Origin of the sequence: Sphingobacterium sp. UBA1897, assembly GCF_002337775.1 — a bacterium.
Lineage (GTDB): Bacteria > Bacteroidota > Bacteroidia > Sphingobacteriales > Sphingobacteriaceae > Sphingobacterium > Sphingobacterium siyangense.
Genome location: NZ_DDGR01000027.1, coordinates 79,961 through 103,518, shown reverse-complemented (window position 1 = coordinate 103,518; position 23,558 = coordinate 79,961). Strand labels below are relative to the sequence as shown.

19 protein-coding genes and 1 pseudogene are annotated in these 23,558 nt (G+C 38.2%); 12 read left to right on the top strand and 8 right to left on the bottom strand.

The window, feature by feature from the left end; genetic code table 11:
* Positions 1-340: 340 nt before the first annotated feature.
* The 5 genes from B4N43_RS18890 to B4N43_RS18870 all read right to left on the bottom strand — a co-directional run bounded on the left by B4N43_RS18890 (position 341) and on the right by B4N43_RS18870 (position 5,117).
* Positions 341-844, bottom strand: coding sequence for a hypothetical protein (locus B4N43_RS18890; protein ID WP_075991373.1), 504 nt, complete (start codon positions 842-844; stop codon positions 341-343).
* A gap of 407 nt (positions 845-1,251) precedes the next feature.
* The gene (locus B4N43_RS18885) at positions 1,252-1,749 is read right to left on the bottom strand and encodes a DUF1772 domain-containing protein (protein ID WP_075991374.1); all 498 of its coding nucleotides are present in this window, start codon (positions 1,747-1,749) and stop codon (positions 1,252-1,254) included.
* A 202-nt stretch (positions 1,750-1,951) separates the two neighbouring features.
* A complete protein-coding gene (locus B4N43_RS18880; protein WP_075991375.1) occupies positions 1,952-2,725 on the bottom strand; it encodes a helix-turn-helix domain-containing protein in 774 nt (257 codons plus the stop codon).
* 229 nt (positions 2,726-2,954) lie between these two features.
* Positions 2,955-4,082: an NAD(P)-binding domain-containing protein gene (locus B4N43_RS18875; RefSeq protein WP_286735851.1), complete on the bottom strand. Its 1,128-nt coding sequence runs from the start codon at positions 4,080-4,082 to the stop codon at positions 2,955-2,957.
* Between the two features lie 12 nt (positions 4,083-4,094).
* The gene (locus B4N43_RS18870; RefSeq protein WP_075991377.1) at positions 4,095-5,117 is read right to left on the bottom strand and encodes an LLM class flavin-dependent oxidoreductase; all 1,023 of its coding nucleotides are present in this window, start codon (positions 5,115-5,117) and stop codon (positions 4,095-4,097) included.
* Between the two features lie 178 nt (positions 5,118-5,295).
* Here B4N43_RS18870 and B4N43_RS18865 point away from each other — a divergent pair, with 178 nt between their 5' ends.
* The 3 genes from B4N43_RS18865 (at position 5,296) to B4N43_RS18855 (ending at position 8,459) form a co-directional block, all read left to right on the top strand.
* Positions 5,296-5,895: an HD domain-containing protein gene (locus B4N43_RS18865; RefSeq protein ID WP_232475691.1), complete on the top strand. Its 600-nt coding sequence runs from the start codon at positions 5,296-5,298 to the stop codon at positions 5,893-5,895.
* A gap of 1,312 nt (positions 5,896-7,207) precedes the next feature.
* Positions 7,208-7,429 carry a methyltransferase type 11 gene (locus tag B4N43_RS18860; protein WP_075991379.1) on the top strand — a complete coding sequence of 74 codons (222 nt, stop codon included), beginning with the start codon at positions 7,208-7,210 and terminating at the stop codon, positions 7,427-7,429.
* Positions 7,430-7,601: 172 nt separating this feature from the next.
* Entirely contained in the window at positions 7,602-8,459 is an 858-nt protein-coding gene (locus tag B4N43_RS18855; RefSeq protein WP_075994664.1) for an alpha/beta hydrolase, read from the top strand.
* A 24-nt stretch (positions 8,460-8,483) separates the two neighbouring features.
* On the opposite strand, the gene B4N43_RS18850 is transcribed toward B4N43_RS18855, so the two are convergent.
* Positions 8,484-9,020, bottom strand: a complete 537-nt coding sequence (locus B4N43_RS18850; protein WP_286735850.1) for a GNAT family N-acetyltransferase — start codon at positions 9,018-9,020, stop codon at positions 8,484-8,486.
* Positions 9,021-9,231: 211 nt separating this feature from the next.
* Positions 9,232-10,398, bottom strand: coding sequence for an FN3 domain-containing metallophosphoesterase family protein (locus B4N43_RS18845; protein ID WP_286735849.1), 1,167 nt, complete (start codon positions 10,396-10,398; stop codon positions 9,232-9,234).
* Between the two features lie 238 nt (positions 10,399-10,636).
* Here B4N43_RS18845 and B4N43_RS18840 point away from each other — a divergent pair, with 238 nt between their 5' ends.
* From B4N43_RS18840 to B4N43_RS18820, 5 genes are all read left to right on the top strand, one after another.
* The gene (locus B4N43_RS18840) at positions 10,637-13,774 is read left to right on the top strand and encodes a SusC/RagA family TonB-linked outer membrane protein (protein ID WP_088160505.1); all 3,138 of its coding nucleotides are present in this window, start codon (positions 10,637-10,639) and stop codon (positions 13,772-13,774) included.
* 4 nt (positions 13,775-13,778) lie between these two features.
* A complete protein-coding gene (locus B4N43_RS18835; protein WP_088160506.1) occupies positions 13,779-15,392 on the top strand; it encodes a RagB/SusD family nutrient uptake outer membrane protein in 1,614 nt (537 codons plus the stop codon).
* An 18-nt stretch (positions 15,393-15,410) separates the two neighbouring features.
* On the top strand, positions 15,411-16,094 hold the full coding sequence (locus B4N43_RS18830; protein WP_075991384.1) for a hypothetical protein: 684 nt from the start codon (positions 15,411-15,413) through the stop codon (positions 16,092-16,094).
* Positions 16,095-16,102: 8 nt separating this feature from the next.
* Positions 16,103-17,092: a DUF5007 domain-containing protein gene (locus B4N43_RS18825; RefSeq protein WP_075991385.1), complete on the top strand. Its 990-nt coding sequence runs from the start codon at positions 16,103-16,105 to the stop codon at positions 17,090-17,092.
* A gap of 188 nt (positions 17,093-17,280) precedes the next feature.
* Positions 17,281-18,186: an AraC family transcriptional regulator gene (locus tag B4N43_RS18820; RefSeq protein WP_088160507.1), complete on the top strand. Its 906-nt coding sequence runs from the start codon at positions 17,281-17,283 to the stop codon at positions 18,184-18,186.
* 34 nt (positions 18,187-18,220) lie between these two features.
* On the opposite strand, the gene B4N43_RS18815 is transcribed toward B4N43_RS18820, so the two are convergent.
* On the bottom strand, positions 18,221-20,860 hold the full coding sequence (locus B4N43_RS18815) for an alpha-L-rhamnosidase (protein ID WP_232475692.1): 2,640 nt from the start codon (positions 20,858-20,860) through the stop codon (positions 18,221-18,223).
* A gap of 223 nt (positions 20,861-21,083) precedes the next feature.
* On the opposite strand from B4N43_RS18815, the gene B4N43_RS18810 reads away from it, so the two are divergent.
* From B4N43_RS18810 to B4N43_RS18795, 4 genes and pseudogenes are all read left to right on the top strand, one after another.
* The gene (locus tag B4N43_RS18810) at positions 21,084-21,527 is read left to right on the top strand and encodes an SRPBCC family protein (RefSeq protein WP_075991388.1); all 444 of its coding nucleotides are present in this window, start codon (positions 21,084-21,086) and stop codon (positions 21,525-21,527) included.
* Between the two features lie 502 nt (positions 21,528-22,029).
* On the top strand, positions 22,030-22,242 hold the full coding sequence (locus B4N43_RS18805; protein ID WP_075991389.1) for a hypothetical protein: 213 nt from the start codon (positions 22,030-22,032) through the stop codon (positions 22,240-22,242).
* A gap of 150 nt (positions 22,243-22,392) precedes the next feature.
* Positions 22,393-22,731 (top strand): annotated as a pseudogene (locus B4N43_RS18800) (TraB/GumN family protein); the annotation flags it as partial.
* 36 nt (positions 22,732-22,767) lie between these two features.
* Positions 22,768-23,529, top strand: a complete 762-nt coding sequence (locus tag B4N43_RS18795) for an SDR family NAD(P)-dependent oxidoreductase (RefSeq protein WP_088160510.1) — start codon at positions 22,768-22,770, stop codon at positions 23,527-23,529.
* The last annotated feature ends 29 nt before the right edge of the window (positions 23,530-23,558 follow it).

Sequence of the window (23,558 nt, the reverse complement as noted above, 5' to 3'; positions counted from 1 at the left end):
TTAGTTTTTATTTCTATATTTGATTATAAATTGAACGTTTGCGGACATGTTGTTGCGTGCTGTCTTGGCGCACCTAGTATATATTTAACGTTAAGAAGGCCGATAACGTGACGAGAATATTGGTTGCTCATTATTCAGGCATGTCCGTGGCGTTCAATTGAAATAATAGGTACATGTGCGTAGGTTGTCAGGGCGGGGTGGAGGCATTTTTGAGTAAATCGAACTATTTACTAAGTTGTACCTATGGACTTACCATTTACTAATCATCATATGTTTATTTTTGAAGCCAGGTTTTGAAATCTGGCTTTTTTATTTCTTATGCTATCAATTGTTGTTAATTTTAGTCTTTTACAAAGCTTACATCGGTTATTTTATAGGAAAAATTATCTTTTTCCCGTTCAGTTTCAGGTTTTTCCATTTCACTGTAGTGAACGGTTCCCTTCATCTTGAAGGTTGTATGGGAATCTAGATTGATTTTTTCTCCCTTATCGTCAAATACATAAAAGTTCTTAAGCGTATAATTTTTCTGATCTGCGGGAATTTCAAATAAAACATTGTTTTTTTCTGTCCCTACAGGTAATATAACGCTGAATGCAGTGAATTTTTCAGAACTAAATGCATGGGATTTAACTACGAAATTCATGGCCATAGTTTTTGATTTACCTGATGAGAATGTAAAGGATGGTGCATCAAATTCACCTGTTAACGTAATGGTTTTGTTTTGATTGTCGTAGTTTGATTCGATAGCTTTTACCGTATCGACAGAACTGCCATTGCAAGATGTGAACAACGCTATGGCAGAAGATACTAACAATGATGTCGAAATTAAGTGTTTTGTTTTCATGGGGAAAAATTTCATTAATTGTATATTATTTTGAACATAACATACTTCGTACTGCTATGCTCCTTTTTAATTGTAAAGACCCTTTTTATTGATAGACAACTTCGGCTCATGTATGTTTTGGCAGTTTCGTGAAGATTTCTTTGAATCATCAATATACATGCCTTCATGATGATTTAAGCTCACATTCAATAACATTCGTTGATCAATTTTTATAAAAGTAAGGTATTGAGGAAGAGGTTTTAGCACTTGATTTAAATTCGGGGGGAATGAATTTAAATTCGCATGCCTTGGGCTTTTTTTCGTCTATAAGAGATAGGTAAATGATAAACTCAAGTTTTATTTCGGCGGAAATGTCTGTAAACAGGTTGTAAGGGATTTGATCTTATACTATTAGCCCAATGTTATGATCAATTTTTTGATTTAAAAAAGACCAAGTTAATAACTAAACAGGTGAGTGTAAGTAAAGAAGAGCAAGTTCGGATGTTATTCCAAAATACCCAGGGTTTTTCAAAGGTGTCACGTGCAAGTCTTAACGATTTTTCTGAAGATATCGATAGGTCTATCGAGGCTAATTGATTATTTAAGGGTACATTTTGCGTGCCTGTAACCACAAATACACCAATAATATAGCTTAGGCATGCTGCTAGGATTAGATAAAATTTTGGTGAATACAGATCAAAAAATAATATGGTAGCCATGAATAACAAAAGTGGTGCGCCTAGAAAACAGCAGTAAAAAGCTGAGTTTAGTATTTCTTTATTGATATTTTGCATCGCCATCAAAAAGGCTTTATCGTTGAGTTTATGTAGACCCAAATTGACCGAAAAGGTATACGAAAAAAACAAGCCTGATATGATAGCCGAAAATATTGTTGCCAGCGCTAAAATGATGTCTTGCGATTTCATGTCTATATTTTTTTTGATGTACAATGTTTTACTGAACCTAATTCTCTAGGAGCTCTAATTTATCAAAGCATTGTTTTCTTATAGCAAATCTTTCGAAGAAGTTGAGGCTTTAAGAAATTACACACTTTCGTTGAGCTCGCCCTTAGACAATACAAAAGTTGTGATAAACAGTGAGTCAATATAGAATAAAAACGACAGTAACCTACTTTTTGTTAAATGATGTTGGCGTTGTTCCTGTGAAAGTCTTAAAGACACGAATAAAGTGCGATTGGTCGGAGAACCCATTTTCATAAACAATTTCCGTTAGCTTTTGGAAATCTTTGCTATTAAGCTGTTTCAAAGCGGCCTGAAACTGTACCATTTTAGCGAATTGTTTAGCGGACACCCCAGTTTCCTTGAAAAACCTTCTTTCAAAAGTTCGGATGTTCAATGCTTCTTTTTTTGCAATTTCCTTAATAATGATTTGGCCCTTTTTTTTGATGATTTCGAGAATTGCTCGCTGAATCGAAAAATCTATGTTATATTTCTTGCTATCGAAAAAGCTGAGGAGCGATTGTGTTAATAGTTGGATGCTGTTTTCAGCATTTGAAGATGAGAATAATGTACTGCTTAGTTGGTGGAAGGCTCTATTTGAAGGAGCATCTAGATCATAGCAGTCGTCGTTTATGCTTTCGGGCGAGATACCCCAAAATCGGCGTAATACAAATGGGTAAAATTGAAAAACGATAATCTGAAAAGGCCCTGTTACATCTATTGAAATCGGTTTTATTGTCTGACCATAGAGAAAAATCGTCGGCATCTTTTTATCATGGGGCTTGATTGTAAAATCACCATAGCATCGTTGAAACAATAGACCAGGGTAACCATCAGCATAAAAAGGTAAGTTTATGCGATCATTTTTCTGACTTTCAAATACCAGGATCGCCTTTACGAATAATGTAATGGATGTATCAGGGCTGATAATTTGAGAATTCATCAATTAACTTTGTTGGCTTTTGATTACGACCTGTTGTACGTTTAAATATACTTAAAAATCTATTATAAGATGGAGTTGCCCTGAGATTTTCATTAGCGGATTTGTAATATCATGGTATATCTAAAGTCTACACATGCAATCCGACTTATTTGAAATAAAAAAGGGGATTTTTTCTTCTCACCTCAAATAATTGTGCATGTTCCAGTAATTTAAATACTCAAAATTGAAACTACCATAATAGCTGGATCCCACTAAATGTATTTGTGTTCAGGTCGGCAGCTGAAAGCGTTTTTAGAAGTTCTCTAGCTGCGGCGCTACCTGCACGGTTTGCACCGATTGTCGATGCTGATGGACCATAACCCACGAGGTGAATTCTTGGTTCTTTAGCGACCATAGTCGCTAGTCTTCCTGCCATTTGAATGCCGCCCTGTTTTTCTTTTGGCAGCACAGCGTCTAGATGGCGCAATGAACTTTTAAAGCCTGTATTCCAAAGTATAACATCTGCTTGTTGTTCTGTTCCATCGGCCCATTTGATCCCCTTTTCTGTTATTTCTTGAAACATTGGAAAACGTTGAAGGACACCCCGTTTTTCCATCTCCTGGATTTTTGTAGAATAGGGGAGGCCCGTAACGGAAACGACAGACAAAGGTGAAAGCCCCAACCGTACACGTTCCTCTACCATAGCAACAGCATTATGCCCAGCCATGTCATCAAATGGCCCCTCTCTGAATAAAGGTGGTCGTCGTGTTACCCAGGTTGTCGTTGTAACCTTCGAGATTTGGTCCAATAGCTGTATGGCAGAAATACCGGCTCCAACAACAATAACATGTTTGCCACGAAAATACTCTGCAGTTTTAAAATCCTTTGTGTGAAGTTGCTCGCCACGAAATAATTCTGCACCTGGATAGGTAGGAATATAGGGGTTTTCCCATGTTCCGGTGGCGTTGATAATACCGAGTGCTGAGAAAAGAGTTTCTGCCGTATCGATATGAAAGCGATCTTGGTACAAGTAGACTTTTTCTACTTTAGCTGGTCGATATACTTGAAGTCCAAATTTTTCTTCATAAAGTTTAAAATAATGGGGAACAGCGGTGTTTGCCTGAACTTCCGCCCCTTTTGTTGATAAAGTCTCCTCAAACGACATGCCGGGCAAATCGTGTATTTTATTGACTGTACTTAAGGTAAGGGAGTCCCAGCGAAATTGCCAGGCTCCTCCTGGTGCAGAGGCTTCATCCAAGATGATAAAATCCGGCCCGATTTTAAGTCCGAGCTTCTTCAAATGATAAGCAGCAGAAAGTCCAGCCTGACCCGCACCAATGACTGCAATTTTTGTTTTGTAGCGAATGTTCTTTATCATACGAGAGTGGAGTTAACGCCAACCAAGTTCGGGAGCTACGTGTTCCAAAATGGCTGAAAGAATGTGGACATTGTAGTCGACCCCTAGCGTATTTGGAATGGTCAATAATAGCGTGTCTGCTTCCTGTATTGCTTCATCTTGCGCTAGTTCTTTCACGAGTTGATCTGGTTCTGCGGCATAACTTCGCCCAAAAATCGTCCGCTTGTCCGATTCTATTACCCCAATTTTATCTGTTTTGTCAGCCTCTTGCCCGAAGTAATAACGATCTAAATCATCGACCAGAGCGAATATGGATCGACTGACCGAAACGCGGGGTTCACCAGGGTGCCCTGCTTCCTTCCAGGCCTCTTTGTATAAACGTATTTGTTCGGCCTGCTGAATATGAAAAGGTTTGCCATTTTCATCATATTTCAAAGTGGAACTTTGCAGGTGCATCCTGTTTTGAGCAGCCCATACAGCCGTGGCATTCGATGCTGCTCCCCACCAGATACGATCACGTAACCCTTCCGAATGGGGTTCGAGTCTCAGCAAACCGGGCGGGTTTGGAAACATTGGATAGGGATTTGGTTCAGCGAAACCAATTCCTTTAAGTTTTTCTAAAAATTCCAATGCTTTTTGCCTTCCCATATCAGCATCTGTTTCGCCCTCGTTGATATTGTAACCAAAGTAACGCCAACCATCTATTACTTGTTCAGGCGATCCTCTGCTGATGCCGAGCTGCAATCTGCCCCCGGAGATTAGATCTGCAGCTCCTGCGTCTTCCACCATATAAAGGGGGTTTTCATAGCGCATATCGATGACGCCGGTGCCGATCTCAATTTTGGAGGTTTTGGCTCCAATGGCCGATAATAGAGGAAAGGGAGATGCTAGCTGATTCGCAAAATGGTGTACACGGAAATATGCACCATCTATGCCTATTTCTTCAGCAGCTACTGCTAGATCGATGGATTGCAATAAAGTATCGCTTGCGGTCTGCGTACTATATGCGGGATGCTTGGACCAATGGCCAAAAGATAAAAAGCCTATTTTTTTCATAAATCACAATGGGATTTGATGTCAATCAAATTTAATAAATGTTGCGATTATTTCGGTAGTCTACATTGTCCGATGGGTGTCAATAATATATGGTTTGAATGAATTTGCCAAATGACAAGTAGGCTGTGGCTCAAAAAGAGTAATTTTATATATTATTCAATTGTATTAGTGATTCAGGATGATGCTTTCAGACAAATTATTACAACAGATCGAGTTTATTAAGGAGATCGATAAGATTAAATATATCCAGCGCAGGACAAAACTTTTCAATAGTGACCGTCCCGAAAATGACGCTGAACATAGTTGGCATCTTGCCCTCATGGCTATTGTACTTTCAGAACACGCAAATCAATCAGTGGATTTATTGAAGGTAGTCAAAATGGTATTGATACACGATATCGTCGAAATTGATGCAGGTGATACTTTTATCTATGATACAGAAAAAAATCATACCAATACAGGTGCGGAGCGTTTGGCAGCTCAGCGGATTTTTGGAATTTTGCCTGGGCAGCAAGCAGAGGAACTCATTGCGATCTGGGAAGAATTTGAAGCTGGCCAAACGCCAGAAGCACAGTTCGCACGAGCGATGGATCGATTGGAACCACTTTTACAGAATAGTTCCAATAATGGTGGAACCTGGAATGAACCTGGTGTAAATTATGAAAAGGTTTATGCAAAAAAATCTGTCATCAAGGATGGCTCAGCAGTATTGTGGGAATATGCAGAAAAATTGATCGATGCTGGAGTTGCTCGAGGGATTCTCAAAAAGGGAGAGTAGTTAGGATACTGATCAATGGCAAGCAGTAAATCCGATACTATTGCTGACAGCTGCCAGCTTTTTATGATGATTGATAACTAAGTTCAGCGGTAAGTCTTCGAGTTCTATTTGTTTCCCAACAGAGGTTAGTGTCCAGCCATTTGGTAGTCCAACTTTATTGCTTTCCAAAATGAACTAATTCTATTTTGTATATTGTTTTGACTGAACGTGAGCTGCGAGGTTGCAAACATGCACGTTGTCAAAATGAATGTTCCTATTCTTTTCATGGGACATATTTACGAAATTGAGTAGTCAGACTAAATAGGAAGCATCAAAATTAAAGAAAACTTAATATTGGACCGCGAACTTAGCGTAGGTTATAACGCGTTGTTTTTTAGTATGGTCAAGAGCCTCTGAAAATCTGTTTGAAAAAAAAATACTATATGACAGGAAATTTAGTATGGAATTCTCTTGTGTAATTGTTTATAGCAAAAGCTGAACGGTTTATAGGTAAAAGTCTGTTGTTTACCGATGGAAATTGTTCTTTCGCCGAAAACTTATGGTTTTTTAAAGTTTATTTTTTGAAATTGGATTGATAAACTATTCAATCTTTATTTATGATACACTTCTTTAATTCATTGGTAATTTTAACTATAGTAGGATTGATAACCATCTCTACCAATGTGAAAACCAAAGATCCTCAGGCCAATATTGGGGACACTATAGTAGAATATAAATCTTCAATCAATCGCACTATTAAGCCCAGTATCCTACACAATATGCGACAAGATAAGGTTCAACTATACATGGATTACAAAGATTCTATTTTGTAACATTAACTTTCTTATTTGAAGTGACTGTTTTTATTTTTTGAAAAATATAATTTTTAAATTACTTTATTGTTATATAGATTAATTTCGTATATTGAGTTATATTGAAAATCAAGAGGGTATGTTATGGCGTCTGTTCTGTTTTGCAGCGCTCTAGCGCAATTTCCATCTTTGTGAAGCCTATATTTTTAAATTGATTATTCTTAAATAGCTTGTTATGAAAAAGAAAAGTTCGTCGTGGTTTTTTTATGCCATTATTGCTATTGTCATTTGCGTATTTTTATTATTGAATCTACCTGAACTTATTCAGGGATTTATGAACGGTTATAATTCAGTTATTAAATAGCAGCCTGTTGTTTACCGTTTAATTTACCATACTTACCGAGTTTTTTACTGTGTTTATCTAAATTTTGTAGCTGTTGCACGCGCTGTATTGTAGTTTAGAATGAGTAAATAGAATAGGATTAACACCGTATTTCTTGAATTGAACTTAATCAGATCTAATGAAACGAGTCGAAATATTTAAAACCAATGTTTATCGAATGAAGGATGCACAGCGAATTGTTGCAACTCTTGTCAGCCTCTTTTCCTCTTATAAAATTAATTTCGATCTTGACGATGAAGAACGTATTCTAAGAATTGAATCTTCACAATTGGAAATTGAGACCAACAGCATTGTTAGAAAGATGTTTGAGTGGGGTTATCGTTGTGAAAGAATCATTTAATTATGCTCAAAAAATAAAAAACTAACAATTATATTAATTTTCATTGTAAATTGTGCTGGTAATTTGTTGAACAAAAATGTTGGCAGGTCTTAGGGATATTATGTCGAATAGTCAAGGATTTCAATATAGGATTATTCAAAAAAACAGTCTTGGTAAGCGCAATATATCGGATATGATTGGTAATAGAATGCTCATTCTTTTAATTTTCTTTATTTTTAATACAGATTGTTTGGCACAAAATGGTACTCCTTTATTGATGGGGAGGTCAGAGATTTTGCATTCAAAAGTTTTGGGTGAAGACAGAATGATCAACATTTATCTTCCCGACAATTATAACCCCAATGATGCTGTTCGCTATCCAATTGTATATGTTCTTGATGGTGGTGTTGATGAAGATTTTTTTCATATTGCGGGTATTGTCCGTTTCAGTACACAACCCTGGATCGATAGATTCCCTCAAAGTATTGTTGTTGGAATAGGTGGAAATACACGTAGAAGAGATTTTACCTTCCCTGTTGAAAATACAGATTTTATAGAAAAGGAAGGTTTTCAAAAAGCTAGCTTTCCCTCGTATGGTGGTTCCGAAAAATATAGAACCTTCATGAAAAATGAATTGATTCCTTACATAAGTGGCAATTATAAATCGAATGGAAAACAGACTTTAATAGGAGAATCACTGGCTGGGCTTCTTTCCGTAGAGATACTATTAAAACAACCCGAACTATTTGATGACTATATTATTATAAGCCCAAGTTTGTGGTGGGGCGAGGAGTCATTATTGAAAAAAGCGGAGAAGTTTCTACAAGGTAATTTGAAAAAAGATGTAAAAGTTTATCTTGGTGTGCCCAATAAAGAAGAAGATGTGAGAATGTATGACGAGGCCATAGCGTTATCTGATATACTTAATAACAATAAAAAAATTCATTTTGTATTTGATTACATGCCTGATGAATTGCATTCCACTGTAATACATCAAGCGGTCTACAACGCTTTTAAGAAGTTGTATCCAAAAACATTTTATTCAAAATAGTGTGGGGATATGTAGCGATTAATTTTATTTTATACTTAGGTTTCTTCTATCGTGCCATTCATCTTCCAGGATTGACATCAATAGCTTGTCGTGAAATTGATTATCCCTAAAACAGGCTTTACGCATTCTTCCTTCCAATTGAAATCCTGCGTTTTCATATGCTTTTATCGCTGCATAATTCGGTTCAGATACCGTAAGCATAATTCTATTGAGCCCTAGATTTCCAAACCCTATATCTAGGATTAATTTGGTAACTAAAGAGCCTATCCCTTTCCCCCATTCTTGGCGATCCCCTATAAAGATAAAATACTCTCCGGATCTGTTTGGCTTGGAAATATTACAAATGCCCGCATACCCAATCAGTTTATTCGAATCGTTTAGGAAAATTCCACGATTAAAATTTTTAGAATCGTTGACAACGGATAGAAACCAATTGTCTATATGATCCTTTGATTGGAGTGACTGAAAAAGAGAGAGGGAATATTTAATAGATAAATCGTCATTGAGCCATTCATAAAATGGTGAGACATCTTCAACAGAGAGTGGTTTTAAGTTGACCATGGTTTAATGTATATTGCATTCATTATTTCCGAAAATTATTCAGGCTCAAAGGCTCTTCAGCTAATGCTCTTTCTCCTGATAGATGCACATGGGGTCGTTTTTCTTGGCTCTTTCGAAGCTTTTTTGTTAGAAATTGACGGCAGTACGATTTGCTATTAGCATTTGCATATGAAAGTGCAGGTAAATTTCCTGTGCTATTTTCTTGACCATTTTATTTTAACGGCTTAATGATCACTTGGTCCACCGTTTTCCCCTGCTGATCGAGAATTTTGAAGATTCCTTTTTCGTCGTCTAAATCTACGCGAAGCACATTATTGTTGGAATTTACAATGATCGGAAATTGTATTATATTTGTCGCATTTTTGATTATGTGTCTATGTAAATGTCCTGATAGCATGATCTGTGTTCCTGCTTTGTTGAGGATAGGAACAAATTTCTCCAAAATCTCTTGTTCCCCATGCCATCCACCAAAAGGGGGCATATGACAGATTACGATCTTATATTTGGCATCTTTAAATGACGGATCTTCAATAGCTTGAGCTAACCAGGCCGCTTGTTCGCTTCTATAGTTATCCATATCTACAATGCCACTATATTCAATGTCGGTATCGGGTTTATCTTCACCACAATCTAAAATGATAAAACCAGCATTTCCATGCCTAAATTGGTAATATAGTTTACCTGTTGGTGTTGGGAAATATTGGGGATATTCAGTGGCAAAAGGTCCACGTGTTTCATGATTGCCTCTTGAATAAAACATTGGTTTTTCGCTGGCGAACTTTTTAATGGCGGTATCCATAAACCCTTCATATAGTTGTGTTTCACTTAATAGGTTATTAACCATATCACCGTTGAATACCACAAAGTCACTAGTCTTTAGACCGCCGATATCCAATAGCTTATCGAGAACCTCATTGCGTTCGTGAATATCATTAACTACCGTAAAATGGGTAGATTTGGCCATGCCAAAGGTTTGGAAAAATAGGGGTGCCTTTTGATAGACATCAGTGGCCACTACTTTTCCATATTGCACATTGACTCCAACATGTTTGAGAACTTCCTGACTATACACACGATATCTATAGCGTGTTCCAGGTTTTAAATTGGTCAATGTAACCTGATGTAAAGTGCCTACCTTTTTGAAGCCATAGGCAGCCGCATAATATTTTGGTCTTTCCTTAAAGTAAAAGTGACTGGAGTCATCTGGGGCCAGCTCAACCCAGCCAGTAGCAGGCTTGTCTGTCGTCCAAATAATGGAAACAGATTGCTCTGTCAGTCCTTGAATGAAAGGTAAGTGATTTATTCTGATCGCATCCTGACCAACTGCCATAAAACAATTGAAGAACAACAATAGGATGATGCATTTTAGTTTCGTCATTGTAGTACCTGGGTCTATAATTGATTTACCGATGTAAATCGGTTTTTCTTAAGCTAAAGATATAAAATTGTGTAAAAAAGCCATCAATCAAAATGTAACAGTCTTGCTAGACTACATGGCGCCCCGTTTTGTTTTTTGCTAAAAAAGTGCTGTAAACTGGTAATAATTAAGAAAATTAGACCTGTGTTTAGCTCCTATATTTGGAATAACCTAAGTAAGAGCACCTAATCAAACACAAATGAAAAAGATAGTTTTATTTTTATCTGTGTTTCTAACTTCACTAATTGCACTAGGCCAGCAGATCACGGGTACCGTACGTGATAAGAATGGTAAGCAATTAGCCGGAGTAACTTTAAGAAACACGAGTACTTCCAATAGTACACAGACCGATGATCAGGGGAATTTTAAGATTTCAGGTAAAGTTGGAGATGTCTTGGAGACGAGTTTTATCGGATACGAGCGGGCGCGTCAGCCTATCCCTGCAACCGGTAAAATGACCTTTACCTTGGTCGAAACATTAAGTATTCTTGACGAGGCCGTGGTAATCGGTTATCAAAGTACTTCCCGCAAAAAAGCTACTGCAGCTATATCAAGTATTTCAGGTAAGGATCTAGAAAATCTTCCAGCTGCCAGTTTTGATATGTTGCTTCAGGGAAGATTAGCTGGCGTCAACGTTCAGAATTTTTCTGGCGCTCCGGGTGCTTCGCCAACATTGGCTGTTCGTGGTACATCGGCAGTTAGCCTGAATTACTCCAATGACGACTATTACAATGTCATTAGTAATCCACTCTATGTTATTGACGGAGTTCCGCAGCCTACAGAACAATTTGTGGGTCCGAATACAGGAACAGGAACCAACTACCTTGCAGGTCTAAATCCGAATGATATCGAATCTGTGGACGTGCTCAGAGATGCTTCTGCTGCTGCAATTTATGGGTCTAGAGCAGCAAATGGGGTGATTATGATTACGACGAAAAAAGGGCGTAATGGCGATCCCCGTTTTATGCTAACCGGATATGGAGGTCTAACGCAACGGCCCGAACTACGTGAAGTAACACTCGGAAGAACCGAACGTGAGCAGAAGATGACGATACTAAAAAATCAACTCTCTTCCAACGATTTTAGAAATCTACCTTTTATGCTAACCGATTCGCTAAACCCTGCATTCAATGGAAATACAGATTGGCAGGATCTATTCTACCAAAAAGGAAAGATAAAGAGTGCAGACCTTTCTGTTAGCGGCGGATCGGCAATTAGTTCGTATCGTTTTAGCGGGAATTATTACGATGAGGCTGGGATCATTAAAGCAACCGGGTTTAAACGCTATACAGGAAGACTCAATTTGTCCAGTAAGGCTATCAATGAGCGTTTAACGATCAATCCCATTGTTGCCTATTCGTATAATAAGCGAGCGCGGGGGAGCGGGAGTGATGTGAGCCCAATAGCATTGAGTGCGGGTAGTATGCCATCATCACTTTTTAATCTTTCAGATGCTAAAAAAGCTTATCTTTTGGGTACCTATGATAGTAGTCTTGACAATAATGAATCTTCTAATCTGAATACCAATCTAAATCTGATTTTCAATATTGCACCTGGGTTAACTTTTACCTCCCAATCTGCCTATATTAAAGATATGGCCAATAGGGCTTATAATAGACCATCTGCCTTGATGAGCGGGGCTGGTAATTATTCGTCAGCTTATTCTTATGAGAATAGCCAGGTCAGGATATCGAACTTTTTAACCTACGTCAAACAGTTTGGAAAACACTCGCTTAATGTATTACTGGGCCAGGAAGCTGAAAAGAATAGAATGCAAAATGTATCAGCTTGGGGCAGCCAGGGCGTATCGGATCAGATCCAAGTGGTTACAGGTTTTCTGCAAAATAATATTGGTGCCAACTCCGATTTGCAAAAATGGTCACAGCTATCTTATCTCGGTCGCTTTTCCTATGATTTTGATAGTAAATACCTTTTTTCAGGTGCTGTACGTGCTGATGGTTCGTCCCGCTTTGGAGAGAACAACAAATGGGGATATTTTCCATCGGCATCTCTTGGCTGGATTTTAACTGAAGAAGATTTTCTAAAAAATAACCCTGCATTGACCTTGCTTAAAATTAGAGGAAGTTATGGATTGACTGGATCGCTCCCTTCAAGTAACTATTTGCAGTATAATCTCTATAATGTCAATAATGGTGGGTATCAGGGTAATTCCGGAGCAACTTCCTATAATGGCCAAGTGGCTATTACGCCAAACTTTAGAAATGGTGTTGCACAAAAGAACCTAAGTTGGGAACGTAATAGACAGTGGAATCTAGGCGTTGATATGGAATTGTATAAAGGGCGATTTACAGCTATGGTCGATGTCTTTAATAAGGAAAATTATGACGGACTATTTGATGTAATGCTCCCGGTGACTTCAGGATATGATTATGCCAAAACAAATTCTGTCGGGATTCGCAATTCAGGTGTCGATATTCAATTATCAGCTGATGTTCTCCCACGTAGCTCCGCATTGACCTGGCGATCCAATTTAAATATTTCTTATGTCAAGAATCGAATTATGAACCTTCCAAATGGTGGCCGTGATATGGTCATGGACGGCGATCGATTTGATAAATCACATATCCTTTCCGTAGGTAGTCCAATCAACGCATTCTATCTCTATAAAACTTTGGGCGTTTTTGCTACCCTGGATGATATTCCTGTTAACCCCTATACAGGTGAGCGTTATCGCAATTCCAATGGAACGTTCAATCCAGGAGATTTTTATTTTGAAGATGTTGATGGCGATTATTTTGTAGACGTGTTTAACAGTGGTATCAATCCTGATAAAAGGGCTATTGGAGATCCCAATTTTAAATGGACCGGTGGTTGGAATAATGTCTTTAACTATAAAGACTTTTCGCTTACTTTATTTTTTACCTATGGTTTTGGAAGAGATGTACTAAATCTTTTTGAATCAGATCAATTTAATAATTCCACTTCTGGAGATGCGGTATCAAATTTCACTTACTATTCGATACGGGATTTAGATAAACTGAATATTTGGAGGCAGCCAGGTGATAAAGCTGAATATGCCAAATATGATATTGGTACCTATCGCTACTACTATACCTCTGCACAGACTTTCTTTTTAGAAAATGGTTCCTATATGCGTTTCAAGAACCTTATTTTTTCTTACAACCTCCCTGAACGCATTAGCAAGAAATGGAGTATTTCTAAAGTGAGATTCTTTGGTATAGTTGACAATGTAGCCCGTTGGCAAAAATCAAAAAAATTGCCTGATGCCGAGGCAGTAAACCCATATGGAGAGTATAACGGTGGGGGTTATCCTATTCCAAGAAAATATACATTAGGATTTGAACTAACTTTTTAAGACGATGAAAAGATTTTTTTTAAACTATAGACTAGCTGTGCTACTGATGCTGGTTTTCTTGCTAGGGTCATGTAAAAAGTTTTTGGTGGAAGAACCTGTCAATTCAACCTTCGCGGGTGCGTATTGGAAAAGCTCCGGCGATTTGAGAAGTGCTATGGCAGGTAACTATGCCTTGGTACGGGATGTGATGAATTCAGGTAACTGGAATCCGAGTCCTCGATACTTTATGTATGGCGATGCAATTGCCAAGAATTATTTTACAATCCAGTATAATGGCGATGGTCTGGAAGGAATTCAAGACGGAGATTTCACATTTCAATACAACGTAGAAAACTTCGGAGACTGGACCAAGTATTATAAAGCGATTACAATGAGCAATATCCTTATTAATCGAGTTCCTAAGGTAGCGGACGACTTGCTGACCGATGTGACCAATCCGACGAAATTCAAAAATGAGATGCTCGGAGAGGCCTATTTTTTACGGGCGTTCACTTATTTTATGATGCTACGTGTTTGGGGAGATGTCCCCTTGGTAACTGAAGAATACGATGATCCTATTTCTGCTCCAGAATTAGCACGAAGTACCAAAAAAGAGGTTATGGCGCAGATTGAGAAGGACGCACTGTTGGCACATGAACTGCTACCTTGGCAATATTCACTTGTTGGGAATGCGAAAGTTACAGCCAATAAAGGCGCGGTGAATGCATTGTTAGCACATTTTTACCTTTGGAAGGCAACAATGAGCGATGTCAATTCAAACCAACCGGATCTCGAAACGGTAGACAAAGCCGATAAGGCCATCGATGAAATCTTAAATAATGGTATGTATTCATTGACCGATACATCTAATTATTACAAGACTTTCGAAGGACTTTCGAGTGAAGGTATTTTTGAAATTGCAATGAGTGAAAATACGCGTGAAGGAACCAATCAACATATTGCCAATATGTTTTTGAGAACAGCGCAGCTGGCAACTACTGGAACAAATTCGAGGTGTTATGTCAATTCAGATTATCTGACAAATCATTTTTATAAGATAGACCAAGTTTGGGATTGGTATTGGAATACAAGTTTGCAGCAGTGGGAGTGGAAAGCGATGCCTTCACAAGTCTTTGACGATAGTGATATTCGCTGTCGACGTAATTTTACAGATTTAAACAGCGATAAAGCTACTTGCATAAAATATCAAAATGTTGTCTACCGTAATCCCTCACAAAAGCAAGATCCTTATGTTAGCAATAATTTGATTGTCTTTAGGTTAGCGGATATGCACTTGTTGAAAGCCGAAATTGCACTCTATAGAAATCAAGTCTCCAAAGCGATCGATATCATCAACGAATTTAGAAAAAGGAATGGCGCCGATGAATCTGCATTCGTGGATAATACATCGAGTAAAGACGATGTCATGTACGAATATATTATTGAAAGAGGTAAGGAACTTTATCTCGAAGGGCATATTTTTTATGATCTATTGCGAACAAGGCAATACAGCAATTTTGTTCCATGGCTTTCAGAATCCCGTTTTCGTCAGGAAGGATTCTATTGGCCGATTAATCCAGCCCTATTCAAAAATAATAACAAGTTGACACAGACCTCTTACTGGAGAGGAAAGGTTTAAGCACTAACTAAAAGAATTATGAAAAAGATAACAGGATTGTTTGCGTCGTTATTGATCTTTCTTTTTGCTTGTAAGAAAGATAATTACAAAGTAGATGGAGGAAAGAGCGACGCCCACGTGAATCAGACAACCTATGATTTTTTAAAGCAGCACGGAAGCTTTGATTCATTGGTTAAGATTATAGATCGCGCTGGTATTAAAGATATTGTCAATTCGGATGTCACTTTCTTTGCTACGAGTGATTATGGCGTACGGGATTATGTAGCCGCCAAAAAACAACAAAAGATCATTGAAGTAGGAAACGAAAATATTCAGTTCGGGATAAATAACATCCCAGTCAAGGAACTACGTGATTCGATGATGATTTATCTATTCGATGGAAAGATTACAAGAGAGAATCTCAGCCCGGATAATAAATATTTTGTGAGCAAGCTTGGCGCGATCCCAAATGTCAGGTTCAATATTAAGTTGCGTAGAACACGTGATTACAGCGATTATTTGGATTATGTAGACTATCTCAATTTTACAAAGGTTATCGGGACTCTTGATGCTGAAGAACCAGATTATAATGCGATTCCCAAAGATCAGCTCGATAAATCCTATGATTGTCAAACCTCAGGAATTATTACGACGACAGGTGTATTGCATGTATTGCAAAACACACATCGTTTATTTTTTAACGCCGGAAAAATGGCTGACTAAAAACAGATATGAAAACGAATTTAAAAATTTTATATAGCCTAGTGTTTGTTTTTACACTGACTTCTGGGTGCAAAAAAATTGAAAACGGTTTTTTGAGTGAAGGTATCCGTTATAAAGACAATACCATCTTTTGTAAACGTGGGATGTCGCTTACGATGTCTGACCGTATCAATACGGATGGCTCCACTCCGCCCTATACATTCGAATTGTTAAATTTAAAGGATGAAGCAACAGGTCAGCCCGCACCGGATGTCTTTTTTAAAGAATTTGACATTTTAACCTTTAAGCCTGGTTTAGTATTCAATGCCGAGACAGATACCACGGTTGAGCTTCTCAATAAAAAGAGAGAAACAGTAAAAAAGGCTCCGATGGAATTCAATACCGTCAGTGGACAGCTGGTTTTTAATCGAGCTTCTGCCAACCTACCTCTAGGGCGTTTTAATTTTGATGTCAAAATGACCAATCCAAGAGGAGAACGGGTATTCCCTAAATTGGCAACCATTGAGATTGTAGAGCCCACGATTGATGATATGTTTAAAGTAACATATCAGGCGGCGTCAGGATCAAGTGCTGCTGAAGTTTTTACTGGGATCACGGCTCCAAAGGTGACTTGTACAAAAATTTCAAACGATGGCGCTCGTGTTATTCTAAAGATCGTCGATAAAAATGGAAATGCATTCAATCCTAAAAATGGAGAAGTGATCAAAAGAGGGGATCGTCCGATGTTTGAATCTCATGTGAAGTTTAATCCCGTACAGGTTACAGATAATTCAATGATCTGTGATTTTGAAGTAGCCCCCTTTCCATTGGCTAAATTAATTGGAAAAGATGGAACAGATTGGGGATTTCTCAATTATTATCGCATCCCAATGAAGTATGCACAGATAGATGGGTTGAGTGCTAATAATGTTAACCCCGTATTTGGATTCCAACTATTGATGGAAGGTACTTATGAGGTTCAGGTGAAACTGCCAACAGTAACGCGTATAACACAATAACGATTAGGGGGGGCAAAGCGGGGCTCCCCTTGTTTTTAATAGATCCAAAAGATCAAAGTGCAAAAATTATCCAATAATGAGCAAATCTTGATATTTTATTTGATCTCAGATTGACGTATAATAAATATGTTGTGTTTGTTATTTATATTTAGTAAACCAATGTTGAGTACCCTAAATACCGACGCACTATGAAAACACTACAGTTTAATATCCCCGTGATACAAGGACAGAGTATAACTGTTCAAGAGGATATATCGGAATCTTTCTACCCGCATTTGCATCGTCATCAAGAAGCGCAACTGATGTGGATTACAAAGGGAAGAGGTGTATTGCTCGTGGATGAAACCTTGCATAGCTTTAAAGAAAACGATATCTTCTTCATTGGCGCAAACCAGGCGCATGTATTTAAATCTGTTTCCGAAGATAAGGCGAGCGATGCGGCACGTTCGATTTCCATATTTTTTGATCCTGCTGGGAGATTAAAACAGCTCTTTATGTTGGGCGAATTTGAACCATTGGAGCAATTTTTAAAACAGGATTCCAGGGGGTTTAAGATTCCTAAGATGGATTTCGAAGTGGTATCTAAGCGTATTATGTTGTTAAAACAAGCCGAAAAGATAGATAAAATGATGCATTTCTTTTATTTGTTAAGAACACTATCTCAAATTTCAAAGAGAACAGATTCACTCTGTCCTGAACCCATGGAGGCTGCCGTCTGTTCGATTGGAAAAAATAACCGAATTGAAAAGGTTTGTCATTATATCAATACACATTTTAAACATGGGCTTACTTTAGAGAGTGTAGCAGAAAGTGCACACTTGTCGCCACAGGCATTCTGCCGTTATTTCAAAAAACACTGTGGAATTACCTTAGTTGGTTATCTAAACCGGATACGAATTAATGAGGTTTGCAGTCAATTGGGAAAAGATCATTTACATTTGGAAAATATCTCATTTATCGCTTATAACTGTGGCTTCAATAGCATTACAAATTTTAACCGCGTATTTAAACAGATTATCGGTTGCACACCGAAAGAGTATATTATGCGCTATGATCAGCGACATACAGAAAATACAATTGTTTCATATGTTTAGTTTAAGGCCACGTCGTGTGACGTGGCTTTTATGCTTATTTGACACTACTTTCAAAATGATAAGTACCCGAACCTATATTGTGGCTGGAATCAACGAGTACAATTTTTGCCCGTGTATTTACCGGAACGGTGACATCTAGTTTCAATAGATTATTCTCTAACAGCCAGGCCGATTTTACCGTACCGTACACCGTTTCAAGTTCTGCAGATGCATGTGTTAATTTACCACCCGGTTTTGGAGCAATAACGATTGATTTATAACCCGGAGCATCTGCTGCCGAGTTAATTCCAGCTATTGTTCGATACATCCAGTCACCAATGGCGCCATAGGCGTAATGGTTATAGGAATTCATGTCTGGAGTTTGAAAAGATCCATCAGGTTTAATACCATCCCATCTTTCCCAGATGGTGGTAGCGCCCATTTTCACGGGGTAGAGCCAAGAGGGATAACTCTCTTGCATCAATAGATCGTATGCAACGTCATTGTGTCCAAATCGAGTCAAGACATGGCATATATAAGGGGTGCCCAAGAAACCTGTCGTGAGGTGGTTGCCATAATCCCGGATGTTGGCAACAAGGCGGTCAGCACAAGCAGATCGTAGCTCTTCAGGCAACATATCAAATTGCAGTGCCAGTACATAAGCCGTCTGTGTACCGGATACTAGGCGACCTGTTGGAGTCATATACTCCTTTGCAAAGGCTGCTTTGATGTTAAAAAGTAATGCCGTGTATTTGGCAACGTCTTCTTTTTTGCCTAAGACCTCCGCTGCGTTAATCAGTAGTTGCGTCGAGTGAGCATAAAAAGTCTGTGCGATTAGATATTTATCGGTTACAGCGGCTCTTCCATCATTATCATCATTCGGACGGTAAAAAAGCCAATCCCCAAAATGAAAACCTGAATTCCAGAGATTATTTTTCGCAACAGAAGTAATATAACCCACCCATTTTTGCATACTTTCGTATTGTGTTTCTAATATTCTGCGATCTCCATAAGCGCGGTACATATCCCAAGGAATAATTGTGGCTACATCGGCCCAACCAGCTGATGCGCCATCATTGATCCCAAGTACATTTGGTACGACATGAGGAATGAGTCCGCTGGGTTGTTGGTCAGCTTTGACATCCTTTAGCCATTTCGTAAAGAATCCTGCTACATCCATGTTGTAAGCCGCGGTATTCGCGAAAGCTTGTGCATCGCCTGTCCAACCTAGGCGTTCATCGCGTTGTGGACAGTCGGTAGGTACATCTACGAAATTTCCTTTTTGTCCCCATTGAATATTGTGCTGCAATTGGTTGATTAGGGGATTGGAAGTCGTAAATTTACCCGTCGTCGCCATATCAGAATACAGAGCCACGGCCGTTAGATCATCGGATTTTAATTCTCCGGGATAGCCCTCAACTTTAACATACCTAAAACCCTGAAAAGTAAAATGTGGTTCAAAGACTTGTTCGGCCCCGCCTTTTAAAATATAGCTGTCCTGAGCCTTGGCAGATCGTAGATTTGTTGTATAAAAATTACCTTCTTTAGTAAGTACTTCAGCATGACTTAGTGTAATCTTTGTTCCAGTAGGGCCCTGTGCCTTCAAAATCACCCATCCCACCAAATTTTGCCCAAAATCTACCACAGTTTCCCCTTTTGGGGTTTTAAAAATGCTGAGGGCTTTAAACTGTTCATGTTTCCTAACATGAGGACCGCTCATCGCGATAAGCTTTTCCGTTCCTTTGTTCATCACATTTACATTCTTCCAGTTGCTATCTTCTTTAAAATCAATATTATCCCATCCAGTAATCTCCATTCTAGCATCGTAAATCTCTCCATCATAGATATCCGACGCCATAATAGGCCCATAAGTATACTTCCAGTTCTCATCCGTATTTATTGTTTCCTTTGTGCCGTCGGTATATTCGACCTCAAGTTGTAAAAGCAGTCCCCGTGTATCGCCATAGAAATTATGCTGATTTCCAAATCCAATACGGCCTTTATACCAGCCATTGCCGAGACTTGCGCCCAGCACATTCGAACCGACCCTAAGCAATGCTGTAACATCGTAAACTTGGTATTGCAACTGGTTCTTGTAGCTGGTCCATCCCGGAGCAAAATATGTGTCACTTATACGAGCGCCATTAAGCTTGGCTTCGTATAGGCCTTTTGCCGTAATATAGGCCATCGCTGATTTTATCTTTTTTTTCAGGCTGAATTCTTTTCTGAAAAGTGGACTTCGGGACGAAGTGTCCTTTCCTGAGACAGTGATCCATTGTGCAGACCAATCTGAGGTTGAGATTCCCATTTGAAAGAATCCTATTGTGGACCAGGCAGATGTATTGCCATGATTGTCTTTTACCCGGACTTGCCAAAAATATTTTTTCTTTGACTGAAGGGGAGATCCCGCGTAGTCAATTAACACAGATTGATCTGTGGAAGAACGATGTTTCCAAACGAGATCTTTATCTTTATTTAAGAAAACTTTGTCTGTTCCCACTCGAATTTCATATTCGGCTTGTTGTGTGTTTTTCTCCGTAGAGGTTATTTTCCAGCTCAATCTCGGAATCTCGGTTTCGATGGCTAATGGATTGCTCAGATGTTCTACCTTTAGGTCAATTACCGCTAGTTTTTGAGCGAAAGTGGAGAAATTTAGTACGATCAGAAATCCTAATATTCCTAATTTTTGAAGCATAGTCTTCATAGATGGTTTTATATTTGATTAGTAATCTGTTGCTTGGAGTATAAAAGTATATAGCTATTATCCGCAATAAATTTTATATAAGCGTCATGTACTATCCTGACACTGAAGAAAAACTTGTCTTATGCTAAGGTCGATTGGAAAATCTATCTATAAATTCGTTAATAATAACGGAAAATCGAGGCCGTGTGTACTATTCAAAAAATAAAAATTGACAATGGAAAATTATAGTCAAACGATCCAGTTGGGTGTAACAAAGGATCGGGTTTTTAAAGCACTAACCGATGAAATACCATTTTGGTGGACAACCATGTTTGAGGGCTCTTCCAATAAGAAGGAGGATAGATTTACAATTCGCTTTGGCGATCTTATTTACAAAGTAATGCAAGTGGAAGACTTATATGAAAATGCAAAAGTTGTTTGGCATGTCGAAGATTCCTTGATAGCCCTTCCTGGATTGAAAAATCAAAAAGAATGGATTGGCACAACGATCGTTTGGGACATCACTGAAAAAGAAAACGGGGTTGTGTTGCAACTTGAACATATTGGCTTATCCCCTGAAATCGAATGTTATGCTATTTGTACAGATGGATGGCGACAATTTGTGAAAAGTTTAGAAGCATATATTGAAACAGGTAAAGGACAGCCTTTTTCGAATTGATCTTTGCTAGCATACCAAAATAATAAACTGTGAGCCTGCCCTTGGGGGCTCCAGCATCTGTTTCTCCTTCGAGATTAATAATCCCTAAATCATTACCGCTATAATTTTTCTTTCTCCAAAAATACCATAGACTTGATTCTAAGCTGTCTATCACATATCCATTGGATCCCCGCTCATCTTCAGATTTACTCCTGATGTTTGTAGAATGACACGGTCGAAATAAAACCACTCCACTGTGGAAAAATTGATTGGATCTGAATTCAATGGAACTAGGATAGCTACTATAATTTCTGGTGGAAGCTTTGTTAATTGTTTGATTAATTTATGAAAATAACAATTAAATTAATAATCTGATTAATGAAATATTTAAAATTATTTACGATATTTGAATGAATTATAAAACTGCAAGAAAATAAAAATTAACATGCTTTCTGAACGATTGCTGGCCTATAAGACCTGTATCGATTTGTAAGATAAGTATTTCTAGAATTGAATAAAAACAATGGAGTATTTTTCCCAACTTGGATACCATTCTAACGAAATCGTAAAATTCGCTGCCGCTAGCGGAATCTTTTCCCTACTTTTAAAATGTGGTGAAGTAATCCATTTTACACCACAAGATCCTGAGCATTTTAGAGCCTGGTTGATTGAAAAAAATATCGAAGATATTAAAAGCGAAAAACAGCAGCGAGAATTTTTGGGGACTAGCATTTAATACCATAAACCTGTTGCTGTTATATCCTTGTTCTCGATGAAAGGATTTAATTGCCCGGATCCGACAAAGATGAAGTCTTATGAGGTTGAGCTGTCAGCACTTGCGACCAGCCAAGGAAAGGTAATAGGAGAGTTGTAGACACCTGATTTTCAATTTAATTTGCTGAAGGATCTCATTACACCTAAATTGTTCATCGAATCTGTTTTTCAGTTGGACGAATACCCTGCATTGACCGTTAAGATGGTTCAAGCTTATAAATCAGAGAATTTGGAAGAGTTGACAAAATTGCTCCAAGATCCAGCCTGGATGACGAAAGAACAAAAAGAAAAATTGTTAATTGGGAGAAATTTGAATTGGAGTAACCTGATACCCCCTATGATCAATGAAGAATCCTGTTTTATTGCCGTTGGCGCAGGGCATTTGGTCGGTGATCAGGGGCTAATTACCTTACTCCGAGAAAAAGGATTCAAAGTAGAGGCCGTAAAATAAATCTTATCTTAGTGGATATTTAAAACTAAGAAAAAAATGGCATCCGAGCACAACAAAACAGTAGAGATATTGAAAACAGGTGGCAAGACATATTTGATTTTTGGGATAAGTAGGGGATTAGGCAGAGCTATAGCGTTGAATTTGCCAAGTCAGAATGATCTAATATTTGGTATTTCCAGGAATGAACCAAATTATTTAAGTGCCAATTCAGACATCCGATGGATTGCTACCGATCTATCCCAACCGAAAGAATCTTCGGAGACGATAAAGGCGATAATAGGAAATCAGCGGATTGATTATTTTATCTATAATGTTGGGATATGGGAAAAAGATGCATTTACGGAAGCGTATAATTTTGCAGATAGCAGCGCCTCCGAAATAATAAACTTAATCAATACGAATATTACGTCTTGCATTTTAAATGTACAGTCGGTAATAGATAATTTAAGACAATCGTCCAACGCTAAGATTATATTGATTGGTTCTACTTGGGGTTTAGATAACCACAGTGGAAAAGAAGTTGCATTCTCTGCGACAAAGTTTGCATTACGTGGTGTTGTCCATTCCTTACGAGAAAACCTTAGAAAAGATAAAATAGGTGTTTCCATATTAAATTTGGGCTATTTAGCGACAGAATTTGATCATAATGAAACCATAGAAAACGTTATTGTACAAACACAAAGTAATCTTATTCCCCTGCAAGATGTAATCCAAGCATTACGATTTATTATCTCTACTTCGGCGGCAAGCTGTGTAAAGGAAATTAATATGCCGGCAATGTGTGATATTAATCTATAACATTGCTTTTGATCCGCACTTCTTGCCGT